Origin of the sequence: uncultured Thiodictyon sp., from assembly GCF_903946935.1 — a bacterium.
Lineage (GTDB): Bacteria > Pseudomonadota > Gammaproteobacteria > Chromatiales > Chromatiaceae > Thiodictyon.
In genome coordinates this window covers 26,765-44,155 of record NZ_CAJAXH010000035.1, presented here as the reverse complement: position 1 = coordinate 44,155, position 17,391 = coordinate 26,765, and the positions used below count along the sequence as shown (strand labels likewise).

The following is a 17,391-nucleotide window of genomic DNA, read 5'->3' as shown; positions in this document are numbered from 1 at the left end:
CGCGGCTCAGGGGGCAGGAATGGGCTGGTGTAAGGCGTCGTGCAGCGTGTCATGGATACGCTGCGCCAGGTCGCGGCTGATGCCCTCGACCCGGGCGATGTCCTCGACCCCCGCCTGGGCCAGACCGCGCATGCCGCCGAAGGCCAGCAAAAGCTGCTGCCGACGCTTGGGACCGATGCCGCCGATCTCCTCCAGCACCGAGGCGGTACGCGCCCGCGCCCGGCGCTGACGGTGGCCGGTAATGGCGAAGCGGTGGGCCTCGTCGCGGATCTGCGCAATCAGATGCAGTGCCGGGGAGTCGGCCGGGAGTATAACGGGCGTCCCCTGCCCCAACAACCAAAGCTGTTCGGTGCCGGGGCGTCGGTCCGGACCCTTAGCGACACCGACCAGCGTGAGCCCTTGGAGCCCCAGCGCCTGGAGCGCCTCTGCGACCGCGCCAAGCTGGCCGCGCCCACCGTCGATAAACACCAAATCAGGCAGCGGATACTCGCCGGTTTGGACCCGAGTGTAGCGCCGGGTCAGGGCCTGATGCATGGCGGCATAGTCGTCGCCGGGGGTGATGCCCTCGATATTGAAGCGCCGATAGTCCGACTTGCGCGGACCCGCGTCATCGAACACCACGCAGGAGGCCACGGTGCGCTCGCCCATGGTATGACTGATATCGAAACACTCCATGCGCCCGGGCAGCTCCGGCAGGGCCAGGGCCTCGCGCAGGGCGCTCAAGCGCCGCGCATAACCCGCCTGACTGCCGAGCCGCGCCTTGAGCGCGACCACGGCGTTGCCCCGGGCCATCTCCAGCCAGCGGGCACGCTCGGCGCGCACCCGTGCGCGGATCTCCACGCGATGCCCCGCCCGCTCGGTGAGCGCCGCCTCCAGCAGGTCCAGATCGTCCGGCAGCGCAGAGCAGACCAGCTCACCGGGGACCTCCTTGTCCACGTAGAACTGGGCGAGGAACCCGGCCAGCAAGGCGCCCTCGTCCGTGTCCGCCGGGGCCAGCGGGAAAAATGCCTTGTTGCCCAGATTGCGCCCACCGCGAACGAAGAAGACCTGAACGCAACTCTGCCCCCCCTCCTGGGCGGTGGCGACAATGTCGAGATCGCCGCCCTCCCCGCTCACATACTGACGCTCCTGAATCCGGCGCAAGGTCCCGATCTGATCGCGCAGCACCGCCGCCCGCTCGAAGTCCAGGGCGGCGGCCGCCCGCTCCATGGCCTCCCCCAGCTCACCGATGACCTCCTGTGTGCGCCCCTCCAAAAACTTGGCGGTATGGGCGACATCCTGTGCATAGACCGCCTCGCTCACCAGTCCGACACAGGGCCCGGTGCAGCGCTTGATCTGGTACTGGAGACAGGCACGCGAACGGGTGCGGTAGAAACTGTCCTCGCATTGGCGCACTGGAAACAGCCGCTGGAGCAGTTGCAGCGTCTCGCGCACCGCCCAGGCGCTCGGATAGGGGCCGAAAAAACGCCCGGGACCCTTACGCGGGCCGCGGTAGAAGGCCAGACGCGGAAAGGCGTCCTCGGTGGTCAAACGGATAAAGGGGTAACTCTTGTCGTCGCGCAGCAGGACATTGAAGCGCGGCTTGAGCGACTTGATAAGGTTGCTCTCCAAGAGCAGGGCCTCGCCCTCGCTGCGGGTGACGGTGACCTCGATCTCTGCCACCTGCCCGACCATCAGCAACAGGCGACTGTTCAATGCGCGACTGAAATAGCTCGACACGCGGCGCTTGAGGTTTTTCGCCTTGCCGACATACAGGACGGTGCCGGCCGCATCCACCATCCGGTAGACGCCTGGCCCCTCGGGCAACTGCGCCAGTCGTTCGCGGGGGTCGAAAGGCGCGGCCGGCACCCGCTCGGACGCCGCCGGCTCAGGTGTCCTTGGAGCCGTCATTGATCAGGCCGTGGCGCATCGCCAGACGGGTCAGATCCACGTCGGTCTGCACCGCGAGCTTCTCGTAGATGCGGGTCCGATAGGTGCTGACCGTCTTGGGGCTCAGTGAGAGGGTCGCGGAGATGTCCTGGGTGCGCTGGCCGTCCAGGATCATCATGGTCACCTGCAACTCGCGGGCCGAGAGCTCCTTGAACGGGCTGCCCGTCTCGCCGCCCCACTGTGCCAGCATCCGCGCCTGGGCGACCGATGAATCCACATAGGGATGACCGCTCGCCACCAGCCGCAGCGCCTTCACCAACTCCTCCGCCGGGCATCCCTTGGTGAGATAGCCCATGGCCCCCGCCTCCCGCAGTTGGGCCGGAAAGGGGTCGTCGCCCAGCATGGTCAGTGCGATCACCCGGCAGTTGGGGAGCAGACGCGACAGTCGGCGGGTCGCCTCGATGCCACCCATCCCCCCCGGCATCTGCACGTCCATCAGACAGATGTCGGGCTCCAGCCGCTTCGCCAGCCGCAGGGCCTCCTCGCCGCTCGCCGCCTCACCGACCACCTCGATCTGGTCCTGCTGCGCGAGGATGAGCCGCAGTCCGGCCCGGAACAGGGCATGGTCGTCGACGATGATCACCTTAATCATGGCGGGAGCCCGGCGGGAAACGGATCAGTTCTTGGTCTTGTCGACCAACTTCTTGGCCTTGATCCAGGGCATCATTTCGCGCAGCCGCTCACCGACGATCTCAATCTCATGCTCGCCACCCAGACGGCGCAGGGCCTTCATCTTGGGCGCACCAGCCTGGTTCTCCAAGATGAATTCCTTGGCAAATTCACCGGTCTGGATCTCGGTGAGGATGCGCTTCATCTCGGCCTTGGTGTCATCGGTGATGACGCGCGGGCCGCGGGTGAAATCGCCATACTCGGCGGTATTGGAGATCGAGTAGCGCATGTTGGCGATGCCGCCCTCGTAGATGAGGTCGACGATCAACTTGACCTCGTGCAGGCACTCGAAATAGGCCATCTCGGGGGCATAGCCGGCCTCGACCAGGGTCTCGAAACCGGCCTTGATCAACGAGGTCACGCCACCGCACAGCACCGCCTGCTCACCGAACAGATCGGTCTCGCATTCCTCGCGGAAACTGGTCTCGATGATGCCGGCACGCCCGCCGCCATTCGCGCTGGCATAGCCCAGTGCAACCTCACGGGCCTGGCCGGAGGCGTCCTGGAAGACGGCGATGAGTGACGGCACACCGCCGCCCTGGGTATAGGTGGAACGCACCAGATGCCCCGGACCCTTGGGTGCAATCATGATGACGTCCAGATCGGCACGCGGCTCGATCTGACCGAAATGGATATTGAAGCCGTGGGCAAAGGCGAGCGCGGCACCCTGCTTGATGTGCGGGGCGATATCTTCGCGGTAGATCCGCGCCTGGTGCTCGTCCGGGGCCAGCAGCATGACCACGTCCGCCGCGGCCACCGCCTCCTCGATCGACTTGACCGCCAGACCGGCATTGGTCGCCTTGGCGGCGGACGCCGACCCCGGGCGCAGACCGACGGTCACCGAGACGCCGGACTCCTTGAGGTTATTGGCATGGGCATGGCCCTGAGAGCCATAGCCGATGATGGCGACCTGCTTGCCCTGGATCAGGGAGAGGTCGGCATCTTTGTCATAATAGACGTTCATAGTCGTTTGCGCTGCCTAAAGTGAAGTGAAGAATTTTGTCCGCCAATAAACGCAAATAAACGCCAATGAAAAAGACTGGAAAACCTGCACCAGACACAAGGTTCAGCGATACCCTGCGATTCGCGCCGGCCCGCCGGTACAGCATCACGGCCGGTTCGTTGCCAACGCGGCCAGCGCCTGCAACGCTGCCACGAACTTACCACTCAAATTCATTTGCGTTCATTCGCGTTCATTTGCGGACTGAACAAATTAAAGGGTCAGGCCCTTTTCGCCGCGGGCGATGCCGGTGGGGCCGGAGCGGACCACCTCGACGATCAGACCCTGGGGCACGGCGTCGATGAAGGCGTCCAGCTTCTTCGAGGCGCCGGTGAGTTCGACGACATAGCTCACATCGGTCACGTCGATGATCTTGGCGCGGAAGATTTCAGTCAAGCGCTTGAGTTCCTCGCGGTTCTCCCCCTCGGCGCGAACCTTGATCATCATCATCTCACGCTCGATGTGCGGTCCCTCGGTGAGATCCAGTAGCTTGACCGTATCGATCAGCTTATTGAGCTGCTTCTTGATCTGCTCGACGATCTCCTCATTCCCTGTGGTGACCAGGGTCATGCGCGAGAGGGTCGGGTCATCCGTCGGCGCGACGGTCAGCGACTCGATATTGTACCCGCGGGCCGAGAACAATCCAGCCACCCGCGAGAGTGCGCCGGCCTCATTCTCCAGCAATACGGCAATGATGTGTCTCATCTCAGGCCAACTCCCTCTCGGACAGACTGGGCGCCAGATGCATCTCGTGATGCCCCTTGCCTGCCGCGATCATCGGATAGACATTCTCGGTGGGGTCGACGACCACATCGAGGAATACAAAACGGTCCTTCATGGCAAACGCCTCCTGCATGGCGGCCGCCAGGTCGCCGGGGCGCTCGACCCGCATCCCGACATGACCGAAGCTCTCCGCCAGCTTCACAAAGTCAGGCAGTGCGTCGACATAGGAATGGGAATAGCGGCTGCCGTAGAAGAACTCCTGCCACTGCCGCACCATGCCCATATAGCCATTGTTCAGCAGGATGACCTTGATCGGCAGATTGTATTGCTTGCAGGTCGCCATCTCCTGAATACACATCAGAATACTGGCATCGCCTGAGATACAGGCCACCGCCGCCTCGGGAAAGGCGATCTGCACCCCCATGGCGGCCGGCAGACCGAAGCCCATGGTGCCCAGGCCGCCCGAATTGATCCAGCGCCGCGGCTTGTCGAAGGGATAAAACTGGGCGGCAAACATCTGGTGCTGACCCACATCGGAGGTCAGATAGAGGTCGCCGCCCGTGACCTGATAGAGCGTCTCGACCGCAAACTGGGGCTTGATCTTAGCGCTCGTGCGGTCGTAACTCAGGCAGTCCACGCGCCGCCAGGCGTCGATCTTCTCCCACCAATCCGCGAGCGGCCGCGTGGTGCCGGTCGGCGCTGGGGCCTGCTCCTTCCACAGGCGCAACAGTTCGGTCAGAACGCTCGCCACCTGGCCCACGACCGGCACGTCCACCCGCACGTTCTTGGAGATCGAGGACGGGTCGACGTCGATGTGGACGACCTTGGCATGGGGACAGAATTGCTCGATCTTACCGGTCACCCGATCATCGAAGCGGGCGCCGATGGCGATCAGCACATCGGTCTCGTGCATGGCCATGTTGGCCTCATAGGTCCCGTGCATCCCGAGCATCCCCAGAAACTGAGGGTCGGTCATGGGATAGGCCCCCAGCCCCATCAGCGTGCTGGTAATGGGGAAGCCGGACAGGCGCACCAGTTCGGTCAACTGCGCGGACCCCTCGCCCATGACCACGCCGCCCCCGGTGTAGAGGATCGGGCGCTTGGCCTGGAGCATCAGCTCGAGCGCCTTCTTGATCTGCCCCAAGTGCCCCTTCTCCGTGGGATGGTAGGAGCGCATCCGCAGGTCGCGCGGGTACGCGTAGGGGATCTTGATGTTCGGGTCGGTCACATCCTTGGGGATGTCCACCACCACCGGCCCCGGGCGCCCGGTGGTGGCGATATAGAACGCCTTGCGCAGGGTCGTCGCCAAGTGACGCACGTCCTTGACCAGGAAGTTGTGCTTGACGCAGGGACGGGTGATGCCGACGGTGTCGACCTCCTGGAAGGCATCGCTGCCGATCACCGGGGTCGGCACCTGGCCGGTGATACACACCAGCGGAATCGAGTCCATATAGGCGGTGGCGATCCCGGTCACGGCATTGGTCGCGCCGGGCCCGGAGGTCACCAGACAGACACCGCACTTGCCGGTCGCCCGGGCATAGCCGTCGGCGGCATGGGTGGCACCCTGTTCGTGCCGAACCAGGATATGTTTGACTTGATCCTGCTTGAACAGGGCATCGTAGATGTGCAGGACCGACCCGCCGGGATATCCAAAGACATATTGGACCCCCTCGTCGATCAACGCTTGTACGAGGATCTCGGCACCGCTGAGCTGCACCGCGTTCGGTTCCACCTTAGGCGACCTCCAGTTAAGACCAGTCGCGCCGCGCCGCCGAGCGGATCGACCCGTGCCCGCGGATGGGGACGGGCCGGTGACCGCAGTGGCCGGGGCCGCAGACTGGCGAAGCAGTAAGAGAGCTGGTTCAAAAGGGGTTCAAGTTACAGGAGAGGTGCATCCAGGGTCAACACCCGGCAGCAGACCGCCGTCCGGGCGTCGGTCGCCGACCCGCCCATGTTGGCGGATATCAACGTCGGGCGTTCCCATCGTCCCCCCCGGGGGTCATAATTGGCGCCATGATTGCGCGATCCCAACCCACTGACACCGCGGGGCGGCCCCGACCCAACCGCCGCGCCCGGACCCTGGCCTACACGCTGGCGGCTTGCACCTGCCTGGCCGCCCCGCCCTATCTGGCCGGGGCACAACTGTACCGCTGGGTGGACGAGACCGGCACCACGGTCTACTCGCAGCGCCCGCCCCCGGGGACGACCGCCAAGACGATCAAGCTGGACCGGGCGCCGCCGACGGTCGAGCCGGCCACTGACCAGGCGGCAGCGGCTGCCGATCGGCAGGAGCAGCAGACCCGCACCGCCGAGCAGACCCGCCAGGCCAATTGTGCGGCGGCACGCAAAAACTTGGAAACCTTGGACAAGCATGGCAACGAGCCGATCCGGACCGCCGACGGCAAGATCGGCGTCCTGGCGCCGGACGAACTCGCCAAACTCAAGGCGCAGGCGCAGCAGCAAATCGAGGCGAACTGCAAGTAGACCGGCACCCGCCGTCGCCGGATTTGTGTCCGGGCGTCGCGGGCCATAGACTAGCGCCCTTTTATCTCGGCACCCCGGCCCCATGCGCACCTCGCAGTTTCCACTCCAGACCATCAAGGAGACCCCGGCCGACGCCGAGGTCATCAGTCACCAACTCATGCTGCGCGCGGGCCTGATCCGCAAGCTCGCGGCTGGCCTCTACACCTGGTTGCCGCTCGGCCTGCGGGTCCTGCGCAAGGTCGAGCGCATCGTGCGCGAGGAAATGGACCGCGCCGGCGCCCTCGAAGTCCTGATGCCGGCGGTGCAACCCGCAGAGTTGTGGCAAGAATCCGGGCGCTGGGAGCAGTATGGCCCGGAGCTGCTGCGCTTCAAGGACCGCCACCAGCGCGAGTTCTGCTTCGGCCCCACGCACGAGGAGATCATCACCGAGTTGGCGCGCAACGAGCTCAAGAGCTACAAGCAGTTGCCGATCAACCTCTACCAGATCCAGACCAAGTTCCGCGACGAGATCCGGCCCCGCTTCGGCGTCATGCGCGCCCGCGAGTTCCTGATGAAGGACGCCTACTCCTTCCACGCGGACGATGAGTCGCTGGCCGCGACCTACGCGCAGATGCATGCGGCCTACTCGCGCATCTTCACCCGCTGCGGGCTCGACTTCCGCCCGGTCCAGGCCGACACCGGCAGCATCGGCGGCAATGCCTCGCACGAGTTCCATGTACTGGCCTCGTCCGGCGAGGACGCCATTGCCTTCTCGTCCGACGGCGACTATGCCGCCAACGTGGAGTTGGCCGAGGCGCTCGCCCCCACCGCGCAGGCACCAGCACCGACCGAGGAGGCACGGCTGGTGGACACCCCCAACGCCCACACCATCGCCGACCTGGTCGAACAGTTCGGCGTACACAGCGAGCGCACCGTCAAGACCCTGGTAGTGGCCGCCGCCGAGGGCGTCCCGGGTGGATTGGTGGCGCTCCTGGTGCGCGGCGACCATGAACTCAATGCGGTCAAGGCCGCCAAGCTCCCCGAGGTGGCCGTGCCACTACGCATGGCGAGTGAGGGCGAGATCCGTGCCGCCATCGGCGCCGGGCCGGGTTCGCTGGGCCCCCAGGGGCTTACGCTTCCCTGCATCGCCGACCGCGCGGTGGCCGTCGCCGCCGACTTCACCGTCGGCGCCAACGCGGACGGCAAGCATTGGTTCGGCCTCAACTGGGGTCGCGACCTACCCCTGCCCGCCGTCGCTGACATCCGCAACGTGGTGGAAGGCGACTTAAGCCCCACCGGAGCGGGAACATTGAGCATCGCCCGCGGCATCGAGGTCGGTCACATCTTCCAGCTCGGGCGCAAATACAGCGCGGCCATGAAGGCGACGGTCCTGGGCGAGGACGGCCGTGCGCTCACCATGACCATGGGCTGCTACGGCATCGGCGTCTCCCGCGTGGTGGCCGCCGCCATTGAGCAGAACCATGACGAGCGCGGCATCTGCTGGCCCGCCCCCATCGCCCCCTTCACCGTCGCCCTGCTGCCGATGAAGCTCGGCAAGTCCTACCGGGTGCGCGAGGCCACCGAGCAGCTCTACGCAGACCTGCAGGCGGCCGGGATCGAGGTCCTGCTTGACGACCGCGACGCCCGCCCCGGGTTCATGTTTGCCGACATGGAGCTGATCGGCATCCCGCACCGGGTGGTGGTCGGCGACAAGGGCCTAGATGACGGCATGGTCGAATACAAGGGTCGGCGCGATGCCGACATGCAATTGATCCCGCTCGCGGAGATCGTCGCCTTTCTGAGCGAGCGGCTCCGGCCCGCGGCCTGATATTTCACGATTCAACAGGAACTCCAGACCTCCTCCATGCCTAAAGAAGCCTCTTTCGATCGCGATCAACTCCTGGCCTGCGGTCACGGTGAGATGTTCGGCCCGGGCAATGCCCAACTGCCGGTCCCCAATATGCTGATGATGGACCGGGTGGTCCGGATCGCGAATCACGGCGGCGCCAATATGAAGGGCGAGATCCTCGCGGAACTCGATATCAACCCGGGACTGTGGTTCTTCCAGTGTCACTTTCCCGGCGACCCGGTCATGCCCGGCTGTCTGGGGCTCGACGCACTCTGGCAACTGGTCGGCTTCTATCTCGCCTGGGTCGGCAATCCGGGCCATGGCCGCGCCTTAGGCGTCGGCGATGTCAAGTTCACTGGGCAAGTCCTGCCCACCGCGTCCAAGGTCAGTTATCACATCGACATGAAGCGGGTCATCAGCCGCAAGCTGGTGTTGGGCATCGGCGACGGCGTGGTCCAGGTCGACGGGCGGACCATCTATACCGCCAAGGACCTGCGGGTGGGGCTGTTCACCTCCACCGAGGGTTTTTAGTTTTTTTCTTGACCTCCCGGTCAAGAAAAAAACATGCTGTTGTAGGGGCGGGTTTGAAACCCGCGCGTAGGGGCGGGAGACCTCGATCAGAATCCCGGCCAGCGGCGTGCGTAGTCAGGGCGTCCAGCCCTGACGGTGTCAGGACAAAATGGCCTGACTACGCACCGGGCGAACCCAAGTGGCCGGAATCTTGATCGAGGCCGCGCGGGAGCCAGAAGACGATTGACGCCGGACACCGGCGGTTCTATGCGGCGGATCGAAGGATCGATGCCGGACATCGGCGGTTCCATGTTGGAGATCGAAGGATCGATGCCGGACATCGGCGGTTCTATGCTGAGGATCGAAGGATCGGTGCCGGAGATCGGCGGTTCCATGCTGGCAATCGAAGGGTCGATGCCGCGGATCGAAGGCTCGATGCCGCCAATCGGCGGCTCTATCATGCGAATCGAACGGTGTATGCCGCAGATCGGCGGCTCTGTGCCGCGAACGGAACGATCCCTCTACGGCATCCATCTTTGGGTTTCCAGGGCCGGCCGCCCCATCGAGCGCAGCGGTCGCCGATGGGCGCGAGGCCGGCATTCCAGGCGCGGCGGGTACTCGGCCTACTTAGCCCAAGGCGTCTGCCTCAAGCCGCGGCAGCCACCTTACGACTCTTGCGGGCGAAGCGGCGGCCCAAGTCGCCGAGGCTGTCCTCCAGGGCGCCGGTGGCGATATTGCGCAGCTTGGCATACTGATAGATCAGCAAGGCGTCGGCATAGGCCCCGCTGCCCGCGGCGAAATAGGTATCCTCGACCTTGCCCAGCAGGTCGCGGATGGTATGCAGGATCGGATAAAGCGCTTCGACCATCTGGACATCGTTACGCAATTCCGCGATGTTGAAACCGCCCGGCAAGATTTCCGGATTGGCCTCGGCGATGGCGACGGCCTTGGCGACGAAGGAGCGATTTTTTTCGCCGAACTTCGGACGTTCGGCGCGCTCCTTGGGGTTCAGGTCGACCAGGAAGTTCAGCTCCTCGGACACGGTCGCCAAGGCTGCCTTGACCTTGTTGCGTTGCTCGTCGGTCAAGACGGTATCGATATGGCTCAGTGACATGATGATTCTCCCGCCTATCCGCTGGTGAAACACCCCCGCCGCTGACTATCAAAGTAGTCGATCCTAAAGAAATGTCAAGGGCAGATCCGCGTCTTCGCAGGGGATTCCACAACCAAACGTAGAGGTTTTGCCGTGAAAGCGACGGCGTGCCCCTGTGGGAGCGGCTTTACCGTGAAAGTCGCCGTAAGCCGATGTCTGTGAAGTAGGTTTCACGCGAAAACCACAAGAGGGCGCAGGAGCGCCCCGTTAGCCTGAAAGACTTTCATGGTCAGGGGTGGCAGGCCCCCCTTCCATGGCCGTTAGCCGCGACGCGACCTCAAACGGCCATCGCCCCGCCGCATGGCCAAACGACCCGACATGGACCTTTACAGGCTGGCCCGCGTCCCGCATCCTAATCCCCCTTTCGACATGAAGCCCGCCCCTTATGCCCGCTCTGCACTGGACAGGAAAAGACGCCGCCGTGGTGGCCATCCGCGACGTTCCCTACCGCCCACTGGTGGCGGTGCCGGACTTGAGCGACGGCGACTCGCAGACTGAGAACCTGCTGATCCAGGGCGACAACCTGGACGCGCTCAAGAGCCTCTTGCCGGTCTATGCCGGGCGAGTGAAGTGCATCTTCATCGATCCGCCTTACAACACCCGCTCCGCCTTCGAGCATTATGACGACAACCGGGAGCATTCCATCTGGTTGTCGATGATGTATCCACGGCTCGAACTGTTGCGCGAACTGTTGAGCGAGGATGGATCGATCTGGGTGACGATCGATGACAATGAGGGGCATTATTTGAAGGTCATAATGGATGAGGTGTTTGGACGTAGAAATTTTGTGGCCAACGTATTCTGGCAGAAAACACCAACACGAGAAAACAGAACGGACTTTTCCGCAGTTCATGATCATATCCTGCTATTTGCCAAAAAACGCGATCTATGGAAAGAAGTGCGTAATGCTCTTCCCGCCTCGACGAGTCAGTTAGAACGCTTTACCAATCCGGACAATGATTTTCGCGGCGTTTGGGCATCGCTGCCCGCCCACGCGAAAGCAGAAAAGGGTCGCAGGCAGGCGCAATTTTTCACTGTAACTACCCCGTCTGGCCGAACGGTTGATCCACCAGCCGGCCGTTGTTGGCTTTATACCGAGCCCCGATTCAATGAGATGGTCGAAGATCGGCGTATCTGGTTTGGCATTGATGGCGCTAATGTTCCGCGTGTAAAGAAATTCTTGTCGGAAGTCCAGGCTGGCTTAGTGCCATCTTCTTTTTGGTCTTATCAAGATGTGGGAACTAATGCTCAAGCGAAATTGGAAATTGTAAGTTTATTTCCCGGTGACACTCCTTTTTCAACGCCTAAACCTGAAGGATTATTGAATAGAATTATTCATATTGCCACCAACCCAAATGATCTCGTTCTCGACAGCTTCTTAGGCTCCGGCACCACCGCCGCCGTCGCCCACAAAATGGGCCGCCGCTGGATCGGCATCGAGCTGGGCGAGCACGCCGAAACCCATTGCGCCGCGCGGCTGCGCAAGGTCATCGCCGGGGAGCAGGGCGGTATCAGCAAGGACGTCAACTGGCAGGGCGGCGGCGGTTTCCGCTTCTGCCGCCTGGGTGAGCCGGTGTTCGACGGCCACGGCAGCATCCGGCCGGGGGTTGGCTTTGCCGATCTGGCCCGTTGGGTCTGGTATCGGGAGACCCGGCGGCCGTTGGCCGAGGCGCCCGCGACGCCCCTGCTCGGGGTCCATCAAGGCACGGCCTATTATCTGTTGTTCAATGGGATTCTGGGCGACCGCCGGCCCGCAGGGGGCAACGTGCTGACGGCGGTGCTGCTGGATTGCCTGGCCCCCCATGACGGCCCGCGCGTGGTCTTCGGCGAGGCCTGCCGGCTCCACGAGTCCAAGCTGGCCGCGCTCGATCTGCGCTTCCGCCAACTGCCCTATCAGGCGAACGCCTAATGGACCGCAAGGATTATCAGAAGATTGCCCTGAAGGCCCTGGCCGACTTTGCCGAATTGGCCGCGCAGATCGGCCCGGCCCGCGCCTTCGCCGAACTCGCCCCGCATGAGCCGCCCTACCGCGATCAAGGCTTTGGCGCCATACCCTATTGCTGTCTGCGCCTGCCGACCGGCGGGGGCAAGACGCTGTTGGCCGCGGATGCGATTCCCCTCTTGCGCCGCTTCGCGGGGCAGGATTATCCCTTGACCCTGTGGCTGGTGCCGAGCAAGGCGATCCTGGATCAGACCGCCGCCAAACTGCGCGATCCGCAACACCCCTATCGCGAACAGCTCAACGCGCAATTCGGCATCGAGCGGGTGCAGGTGCTGAACCTGGAAGGGGCAACCGGCATCCGGCCCCAAGACCTGAGGCAGAAGGCCTTGATCGTGGTCAGTACCACCCAGGCACTGCGGGTGGACAAGACCGACACGCGCAAGGTCTATGATGGGCATGAGGACCTGGACCCCGCCTTCGAGCGCCTGCCGGACCTGCCCGGCATGGACCGGGATCAAGATGGGAAGGTCCTGGCCTCCTTCGTCAACCTATGCCGCGCCTGGCCCCCGCTGGTGGTGGTGGATGAGGCGCACAATGCCCGCACGCCGCTCTCGTTCGATACGCTCAAGCGCTTCGCCCCGGCCTTTATCCTGGAATTGACCGCCACCCCGGCACTCGACCCCAAGAGCGGCAGCAATGTGCTGGTGCGGGTCTCAGCGCGCGAGTTGCGCGACGGCAATATGATCAAGCTGCCGGTGGTGGTCACCGAGTATGGGGGCGATTGGCAGGCCACGGTGGCGGGCGCGGTGCGCGAGCGTGCCGCACTGGAGGACCTGGCCCGTCAGGACGGGCGCGGCATTCGTCCGATCGTCCTCTATCAGGCCGAGCGCAAGGATGGCGTGGTAACCCCCGCGATCATCCGCGCCAATCTGATGGAGAATGAAAACATCCCCGAGGCACAGATCGCCATCGCCACCGGCACCGAGCGCGGGATCGATGGGCAGGACCTGTTTCGGGCCGACTGTCCGATCCGCCATATCATCACGGTGCAGGCGCTCAAGGAGGGCTGGGACTGTGCCTGGGCCTATGTGCTCTGCTCGGTGGCCAATATCCGCTCGTCCAAGGATATCGAGCAACTGCTGGGGCGCGTGCTGCGCATGCCCGCTGCCCAGACGAGCCGCTTCGACGCCCTCAACCGCGCCTATGCCCATGTCGCCCAAGCCAGTTTTCGCGAAACCGCCAACCAATTACGCGATGCCTTGGTGACGCTGGGCTTCGATCGTCCTCAGGCCGCCGAGGCGATCCAAACGCCCCTGCCCTTTGAGGATGACTTGGTGGCACAGCGGCGCGGTACCACAGTCATCCTGGCCGGCCCCCCGCCCGCCTTGTCCGGGGTGCCTGGCGATGCTTTACTCGGAATCGCCGTGGAGGATCAACGCCCGGATCGGACGACCTTGCGCATCGGCCCCGACACCACCCCGGCGGCCATCGAACGGCTGTGCGAACGGCTGCCCGCCAATCAGCGTCAGCCGGTGCGCGATGCCTACCGCGAGGCATTGACCTTACGCTGTCCGGCCGAACGGGGCGAGTCTCTGACCTTACCGCTGTTGGCCTGGCGCCAGGGCGATCTGCTCTTGGGCGAGGCGACGGCCGAGGAGATCCGCCAGCACGGGCGATTTTCGGCGCGCGACTGTCCGTCCCACGACTGCCAGTGGGAGCCGCAGCAACGGGCCACGACCAAAGAAATCGACGCCGATGCCGCCGGCCATTTGCAGATCCATACCGGGACCGGCAGCGTTTTCCAACAACCCGGACTCAGCGCACAATGGGACCGCGATTGGTTGATTCATTGGCTGGCCCGGGAATGTCGGCGCAACGATACCACCGAGGCGGACATGATCGCCTATCTTGCCGGCTGGATTGACCGCCTGGAAGAGGCCCATGGACTGGCCGCGTTGACAGTCCACAAATATCGCTTACAGGCGCAGTTGAAACACTGCCTGGACCAATGCGCCCTGCGGGCAGCGCGGCAGGGGATGGACGACCTGTTCGCGTTACAGGAGAGCGCGCGGCCTTCGCCGCTCGTCTGTGTCCCCGAGGTCTTCATCGCGTTCACCGCACAAACCGACTATGCGCCGACCAAGCCGGTGCAGGGGCGGGTCTTCAAACGGCATCTGTATCCGGTCGTCGACGCGCTGAACGGGCCGGAGATGGAGGTGGCGGATGCGCTCGACAGTCACCCCGAGATCGCGGTATGGCTGCGCAATCCCGACCGACCCCCGCAAGCCTTCCGCCTGCCCTGCCCCACCGAGCAAGGGGACTGGTTTTATCCCGACTTCGTGGCCTGCCTGGGCGACAACCGCCGGTTGGTCTTGGAATATAAGGGGAGCCACCTGGAGCCTCACGAACACGCCAAACGGCAGATCGGCCTGGCCTGGGAACGGGCCATGCAGGGGCAGGGACTCTTCCTGTGGATCGGCGACTCGGCGCAGACGGCCAGAGGCCGCAGCATCCCTCAACAGATTGAGGATGGGCTGCGGGGGCGGCGCTGAACGCCTAGGCTTCAAGGCTGATTCATGACCGGCTTGCCAATGTCATAAAAAAAAGGGGCGCCCAGCGCCCCTTCGGTTCGCGCCACGCAACGCGGCTACGCGCCCCGCGGATCAGGTCTCGAGATGGTCCAGCGCCTTCTGAAAGCGGTTGGCGTGTGAGCGCTCCGCCTTGGCCAGGGTCTCGAACCAGTCGGCGATCTCCTCAAAACCCTCGGCCCGGGCGGACTTGGCCATGCCGGGATACATGTCGGTATACTCGTGGGTCTCACCGGCGATGGCGGCCTTGAGATTGGCCGCAGTGGGGCCGATCGGCAGCCCGGTGGCGGGGTCGCCGACCGCCTCCAGATATTCCAGATGGCCGTGGGCGTGGCCGGTCTCGCCCTCGGCGGTGGAGCGAAACACGGCCGCCACGTCGTTGTAGCCTTCCACGTCGGCCTTGGCGGCGAAATACAGATAACGGCGATTGGCCTGGGACTCGCCCGCAAAGGCCTCTTTGAGATGGGTCTCGGTCTTGCTGCCCTTCAGTTCCATAGCGGTCTCCTCGGTTGGATGAGGCGGTTGGATGGGGTTGTGCGCACCTGCGCGGCGAACATGGTGGCGCGCAGCGAATTTCCCAACGCCTCAGGAACCGGCCCCATGGCTGAACTGTGATCGGATGCCGTACGGGCATGGCGCCGCCTTGCTACAAGACTCCTGACAGGAGACCCTTATTTCAAACGCCGACACTACCATGCAACATGCAGTAGCATCCCAGCCAGACCCGGGTATCCCCGAGACCCAGTCGCCGCCGCGTCCCCTGCGACTGATCCAGCTCACCGACTCGCATCTGTTTGCCGACGCCGCGGGCCGGCTGCTGGGACTCAATACCAGACGCACCTTCGAGTCCGTGCTGGCCCTGGCCTTGGACGGGGACACGCCCGCCGACGCAGTGGTGATGACCGGCGACCTGGTCCAAGACGAGACGGCCGAGGGCTATGCCTATCTAGCCCGGGAGTTGGAGGCCACCGGCCTGCCCTGCTTCTGCATTCCCGGCAACCACGACCGCCGGGCGCTGATGGAGCAGTGGCTGGGGGCGGCAGCGATGGGGCCGGTCGCCGACAATCGCATCGACGGCTGGCACCTGATCTTCCTCGACTCGACCCTGCCGGGTGAGGACGGCGGACGACTCACCGCGCGTCAGGTCCATCACCTGGACACCCTGCTGGAGCGCGACCCCGATCGCCATTGCCTGATTTTCCTCCATCAACATCCGGTCCCGATCGGCAGCGCCTGGCTGGACACCATGGGGCTCGCCAATGGCGCCCAATTGCTGGCCGTCTGCGACCGTCACCCGCAACTCAAGTCACTAATTTTTGGTCATATCCACCAAGCGTTTGCACAGCATCAAGGGCACTATCAGATCCTCGGCACCCCCTCCACCTGTTTCCAGTTCCGACCCGGCAGCCAGGGATTCGCCCTGGACGACCGCCCCCCCGGCTATCGGGAACTGTGCTTGCATCCCGACGGCCAACTGACGACCCGGGTGGTGCGCCTGCCGGCCTACCCCGAGCCACTGTCACTAGATGCGAGCGGCTATTGAGCCGGCCACCCGCGACGCGTCAGGTTTAGGGGATCACGAGTGTCAGCCCGGGTATCAATCGGTTGGCGTCGGCGAGGACATCGCGATTGGCCTCCCTGATCGCTCGCCAACGCGAACCATCCCCATAGAAATGGCGGGCGATCAGGACCAGGGTGTCGGCGGGCCGAACCTGGTAAAGACCGCGCGCATCGGCCATCTGGGCGGCGGCGAATTGGTTGCGGTGTAGCCGCTGCTCGGCCTCCCGCAGCGCCTCCCGCGCCTGGCTAGTGCCGCCGGCCTCGACCCGGGCGAGCGCCTCGCGCAGGGCGGCCGCCGCGGCGGCCGACTGGGCCTGGGCCGCCTCTAGCGTCAGGGCACCGCCAGCGGGCGCCGGGACCAGCGCGCCCAGGGCCTTTAGCTGGTCCGCGAGCGCCTCCCGCGCCGTCTTGCTCGCGGCCAGTTCGGCGCTCAGGTCCGCCTGGGACAGCTCCGCCTCATGCAGACGCCCCTGATAACCCTCCTCCAGCCGCTGCCGGTCGCCCTTGAGCTCTTCGAGTTGGCCCTCCAGGGCCGCGCCGCGCTGGGCCTGGGCCGCGGTCTCGGCGCCGAGACGGCGAATCTGCTCCTCGGCCCCGGCGAGTTGCTCCTCGGCATCTTTCAGACGGGTCTCCAGGGCGGTCTTGGCCTCACGCAACAGGTCGCTCTCTTGGACGGCCTCCGCCAGCCGCCGCTCCGCCTCCATGCGCGCCTGATCCGCCGCCTTGCGCGCCGCCGCGGACTCCAACAGCTTGCCTTCCAGGCCATGGATACGCTCGTTGAGCGCCTCCACCCGGGGCGCCGGATCGCGCGGCCCTCGCACCTGCTCCGACGATAGGGTCGGCCGGGCCGCACCCGCTACCGCAGGCTCATCCGCCCGCGCGCCTTGCCCCAGCGGGAGCGGCAGCATGCCGACGGCGAGCAGGATCAAGGCACACCAGCGCCCCGAGGCACCGCAACCGCCCGGCCTGGGTGCCGGCCCCTGTCCACCGCGGGTCTGTCCCATC

14 protein-coding genes are annotated in these 17,391 nt (G+C 64.7%); 6 read left to right on the top strand and 8 right to left on the bottom strand.

Features of this window, described 5'->3' with window-relative positions:
• Positions 1 to 6: 6 nt before the first annotated feature.
• The 5 genes from uvrC to ilvB form a co-directional block, all read right to left on the bottom strand.
• On the bottom strand, positions 7 to 1,890 hold the full coding sequence (gene uvrC / locus QZX93_RS04010; protein ID WP_295391874.1) for an excinuclease ABC subunit UvrC: 1,884 nt from the start codon (positions 1,888 to 1,890) through the stop codon (positions 7 to 9).
• Entirely contained in the window at positions 1,868 to 2,521 is a 654-nt protein-coding gene (locus tag QZX93_RS04005) for a response regulator (protein WP_295391875.1), read from the bottom strand. The genes uvrC and QZX93_RS04005 overlap by 23 nt, the downstream gene beginning before the upstream one ends.
• 24 nt (positions 2,522 to 2,545) lie before the next feature.
• Positions 2,546 to 3,562: a ketol-acid reductoisomerase gene (ilvC, locus tag QZX93_RS04000; RefSeq protein WP_295391876.1), complete on the bottom strand. Its 1,017-nt coding sequence runs from the start codon at positions 3,560 to 3,562 to the stop codon at positions 2,546 to 2,548.
• Between the two features lie 249 nt (positions 3,563 to 3,811).
• Complete coding sequence (gene ilvN / locus QZX93_RS03995; RefSeq protein WP_295391877.1) at positions 3,812 to 4,303, bottom strand: acetolactate synthase small subunit; 492 nt, start codon at positions 4,301 to 4,303, stop codon at positions 3,812 to 3,814.
• Between the two features lies 1 nt (position 4,304).
• Entirely contained in the window at positions 4,305 to 6,038 is a 1,734-nt protein-coding gene (gene ilvB / locus QZX93_RS03990) for a biosynthetic-type acetolactate synthase large subunit (protein ID WP_366759667.1), read from the bottom strand.
• A 296-nt stretch (positions 6,039 to 6,334) separates the two neighbouring features.
• On the opposite strand from ilvB, the gene QZX93_RS03985 reads away from it, so the two are divergent.
• From QZX93_RS03985 to fabA, 3 genes are all read left to right on the top strand, one after another.
• The gene (locus QZX93_RS03985) at positions 6,335 to 6,805 is read left to right on the top strand and encodes a DUF4124 domain-containing protein (RefSeq protein ID WP_295391879.1); all 471 of its coding nucleotides are present in this window, start codon (positions 6,335 to 6,337) and stop codon (positions 6,803 to 6,805) included.
• Between the two features lie 82 nt (positions 6,806 to 6,887).
• Positions 6,888 to 8,612, top strand: a complete 1,725-nt coding sequence (locus QZX93_RS03980) for a proline--tRNA ligase (protein WP_295391880.1) — start codon at positions 6,888 to 6,890, stop codon at positions 8,610 to 8,612.
• Between the two features lie 36 nt (positions 8,613 to 8,648).
• Complete coding sequence (fabA, locus tag QZX93_RS03975; RefSeq protein WP_295391881.1) at positions 8,649 to 9,164, top strand: 3-hydroxyacyl-[acyl-carrier-protein] dehydratase FabA; 516 nt, start codon at positions 8,649 to 8,651, stop codon at positions 9,162 to 9,164.
• A 625-nt stretch (positions 9,165 to 9,789) separates the two neighbouring features.
• On the opposite strand, the gene QZX93_RS03970 is transcribed toward fabA, so the two are convergent.
• Complete coding sequence (locus QZX93_RS03970; protein WP_295391883.1) at positions 9,790 to 10,257, bottom strand: hypothetical protein; 468 nt, start codon at positions 10,255 to 10,257, stop codon at positions 9,790 to 9,792.
• 424 nt (positions 10,258 to 10,681) lie between these two features.
• Between QZX93_RS03970 and QZX93_RS03965 the strand changes: the two genes are divergently transcribed.
• Complete coding sequence (locus tag QZX93_RS03965) at positions 10,682 to 12,205, top strand: site-specific DNA-methyltransferase (RefSeq protein WP_295391885.1); 1,524 nt, start codon at positions 10,682 to 10,684, stop codon at positions 12,203 to 12,205.
• Positions 12,205 to 14,790, top strand: a complete 2,586-nt coding sequence (locus QZX93_RS03960; protein WP_295391887.1) for a DEAD/DEAH box helicase family protein — start codon at positions 12,205 to 12,207, stop codon at positions 14,788 to 14,790. The genes QZX93_RS03965 and QZX93_RS03960 overlap by 1 nt, the downstream gene beginning before the upstream one ends.
• Before the next feature lie 111 nt (positions 14,791 to 14,901).
• On the opposite strand, the gene QZX93_RS03955 is transcribed toward QZX93_RS03960, so the two are convergent.
• A complete protein-coding gene (locus QZX93_RS03955) occupies positions 14,902 to 15,321 on the bottom strand; it encodes a rubrerythrin family protein (protein WP_295391889.1) in 420 nt (139 codons plus the stop codon).
• 199 nt (positions 15,322 to 15,520) lie between these two features.
• Between QZX93_RS03955 and cpdA the strand changes: the two genes are divergently transcribed.
• Positions 15,521 to 16,369: a 3',5'-cyclic-AMP phosphodiesterase gene (gene cpdA / locus QZX93_RS03950; protein WP_295391891.1), complete on the top strand. Its 849-nt coding sequence runs from the start codon at positions 15,521 to 15,523 to the stop codon at positions 16,367 to 16,369.
• A gap of 25 nt (positions 16,370 to 16,394) precedes the next feature.
• On the opposite strand, the gene QZX93_RS03945 is transcribed toward cpdA, so the two are convergent.
• A complete protein-coding gene (locus QZX93_RS03945; RefSeq protein WP_295391894.1) occupies positions 16,395 to 17,390 on the bottom strand; it encodes a LysM peptidoglycan-binding domain-containing protein in 996 nt (331 codons plus the stop codon).
• Position 17,391: the final 1 nt, after the last annotated feature.

What these genes read in the sequence shown, in the direction of transcription:
- QZX93_RS04005 (WP_295391875.1), bottom strand. Translation starts at nt 2,521, where the DNA reads ATGATTAAGGTGATCATCGTCGACGACCATGCCCTGTTCCGGGCCGGA.
- uvrC (WP_295391874.1), bottom strand. Translation starts at nt 1,890, where the DNA reads ATGACGGCTCCAAGGACACCTGAGCCGGCGGCGTCCGAGCGGGTGCCG.
- QZX93_RS03980 (WP_295391880.1), top strand. Translation starts at nt 6,888, where the DNA reads ATGCGCACCTCGCAGTTTCCACTCCAGACCATCAAGGAGACCCCGGCC.
- QZX93_RS03970 (WP_295391883.1), bottom strand. Translation starts at nt 10,257, where the DNA reads ATGTCACTGAGCCATATCGATACCGTCTTGACCGACGAGCAACGCAAC.
- ilvN (WP_295391877.1), bottom strand. Translation starts at nt 4,303, where the DNA reads ATGAGACACATCATTGCCGTATTGCTGGAGAATGAGGCCGGCGCACTC.
- QZX93_RS03945 (WP_295391894.1), bottom strand. Translation starts at nt 17,390, where the DNA reads ATGGGACAGACCCGCGGTGGACAGGGGCCGGCACCCAGGCCGGGCGGT.
- QZX93_RS03960 (WP_295391887.1), top strand. Translation starts at nt 12,205, where the DNA reads ATGGACCGCAAGGATTATCAGAAGATTGCCCTGAAGGCCCTGGCCGAC.
- QZX93_RS03985 (WP_295391879.1), top strand. Translation starts at nt 6,335, where the DNA reads ATGATTGCGCGATCCCAACCCACTGACACCGCGGGGCGGCCCCGACCC.
- cpdA (WP_295391891.1), top strand. Translation starts at nt 15,521, where the DNA reads ATGCAACATGCAGTAGCATCCCAGCCAGACCCGGGTATCCCCGAGACC.
- QZX93_RS03965 (WP_295391885.1), top strand. Translation starts at nt 10,682, where the DNA reads ATGCCCGCTCTGCACTGGACAGGAAAAGACGCCGCCGTGGTGGCCATC.
- fabA (WP_295391881.1), top strand. Translation starts at nt 8,649, where the DNA reads ATGCCTAAAGAAGCCTCTTTCGATCGCGATCAACTCCTGGCCTGCGGT.
- ilvC (WP_295391876.1), bottom strand. Translation starts at nt 3,562, where the DNA reads ATGAACGTCTATTATGACAAAGATGCCGACCTCTCCCTGATCCAGGGC.
- QZX93_RS03955 (WP_295391889.1), bottom strand. Translation starts at nt 15,321, where the DNA reads ATGGAACTGAAGGGCAGCAAGACCGAGACCCATCTCAAAGAGGCCTTT.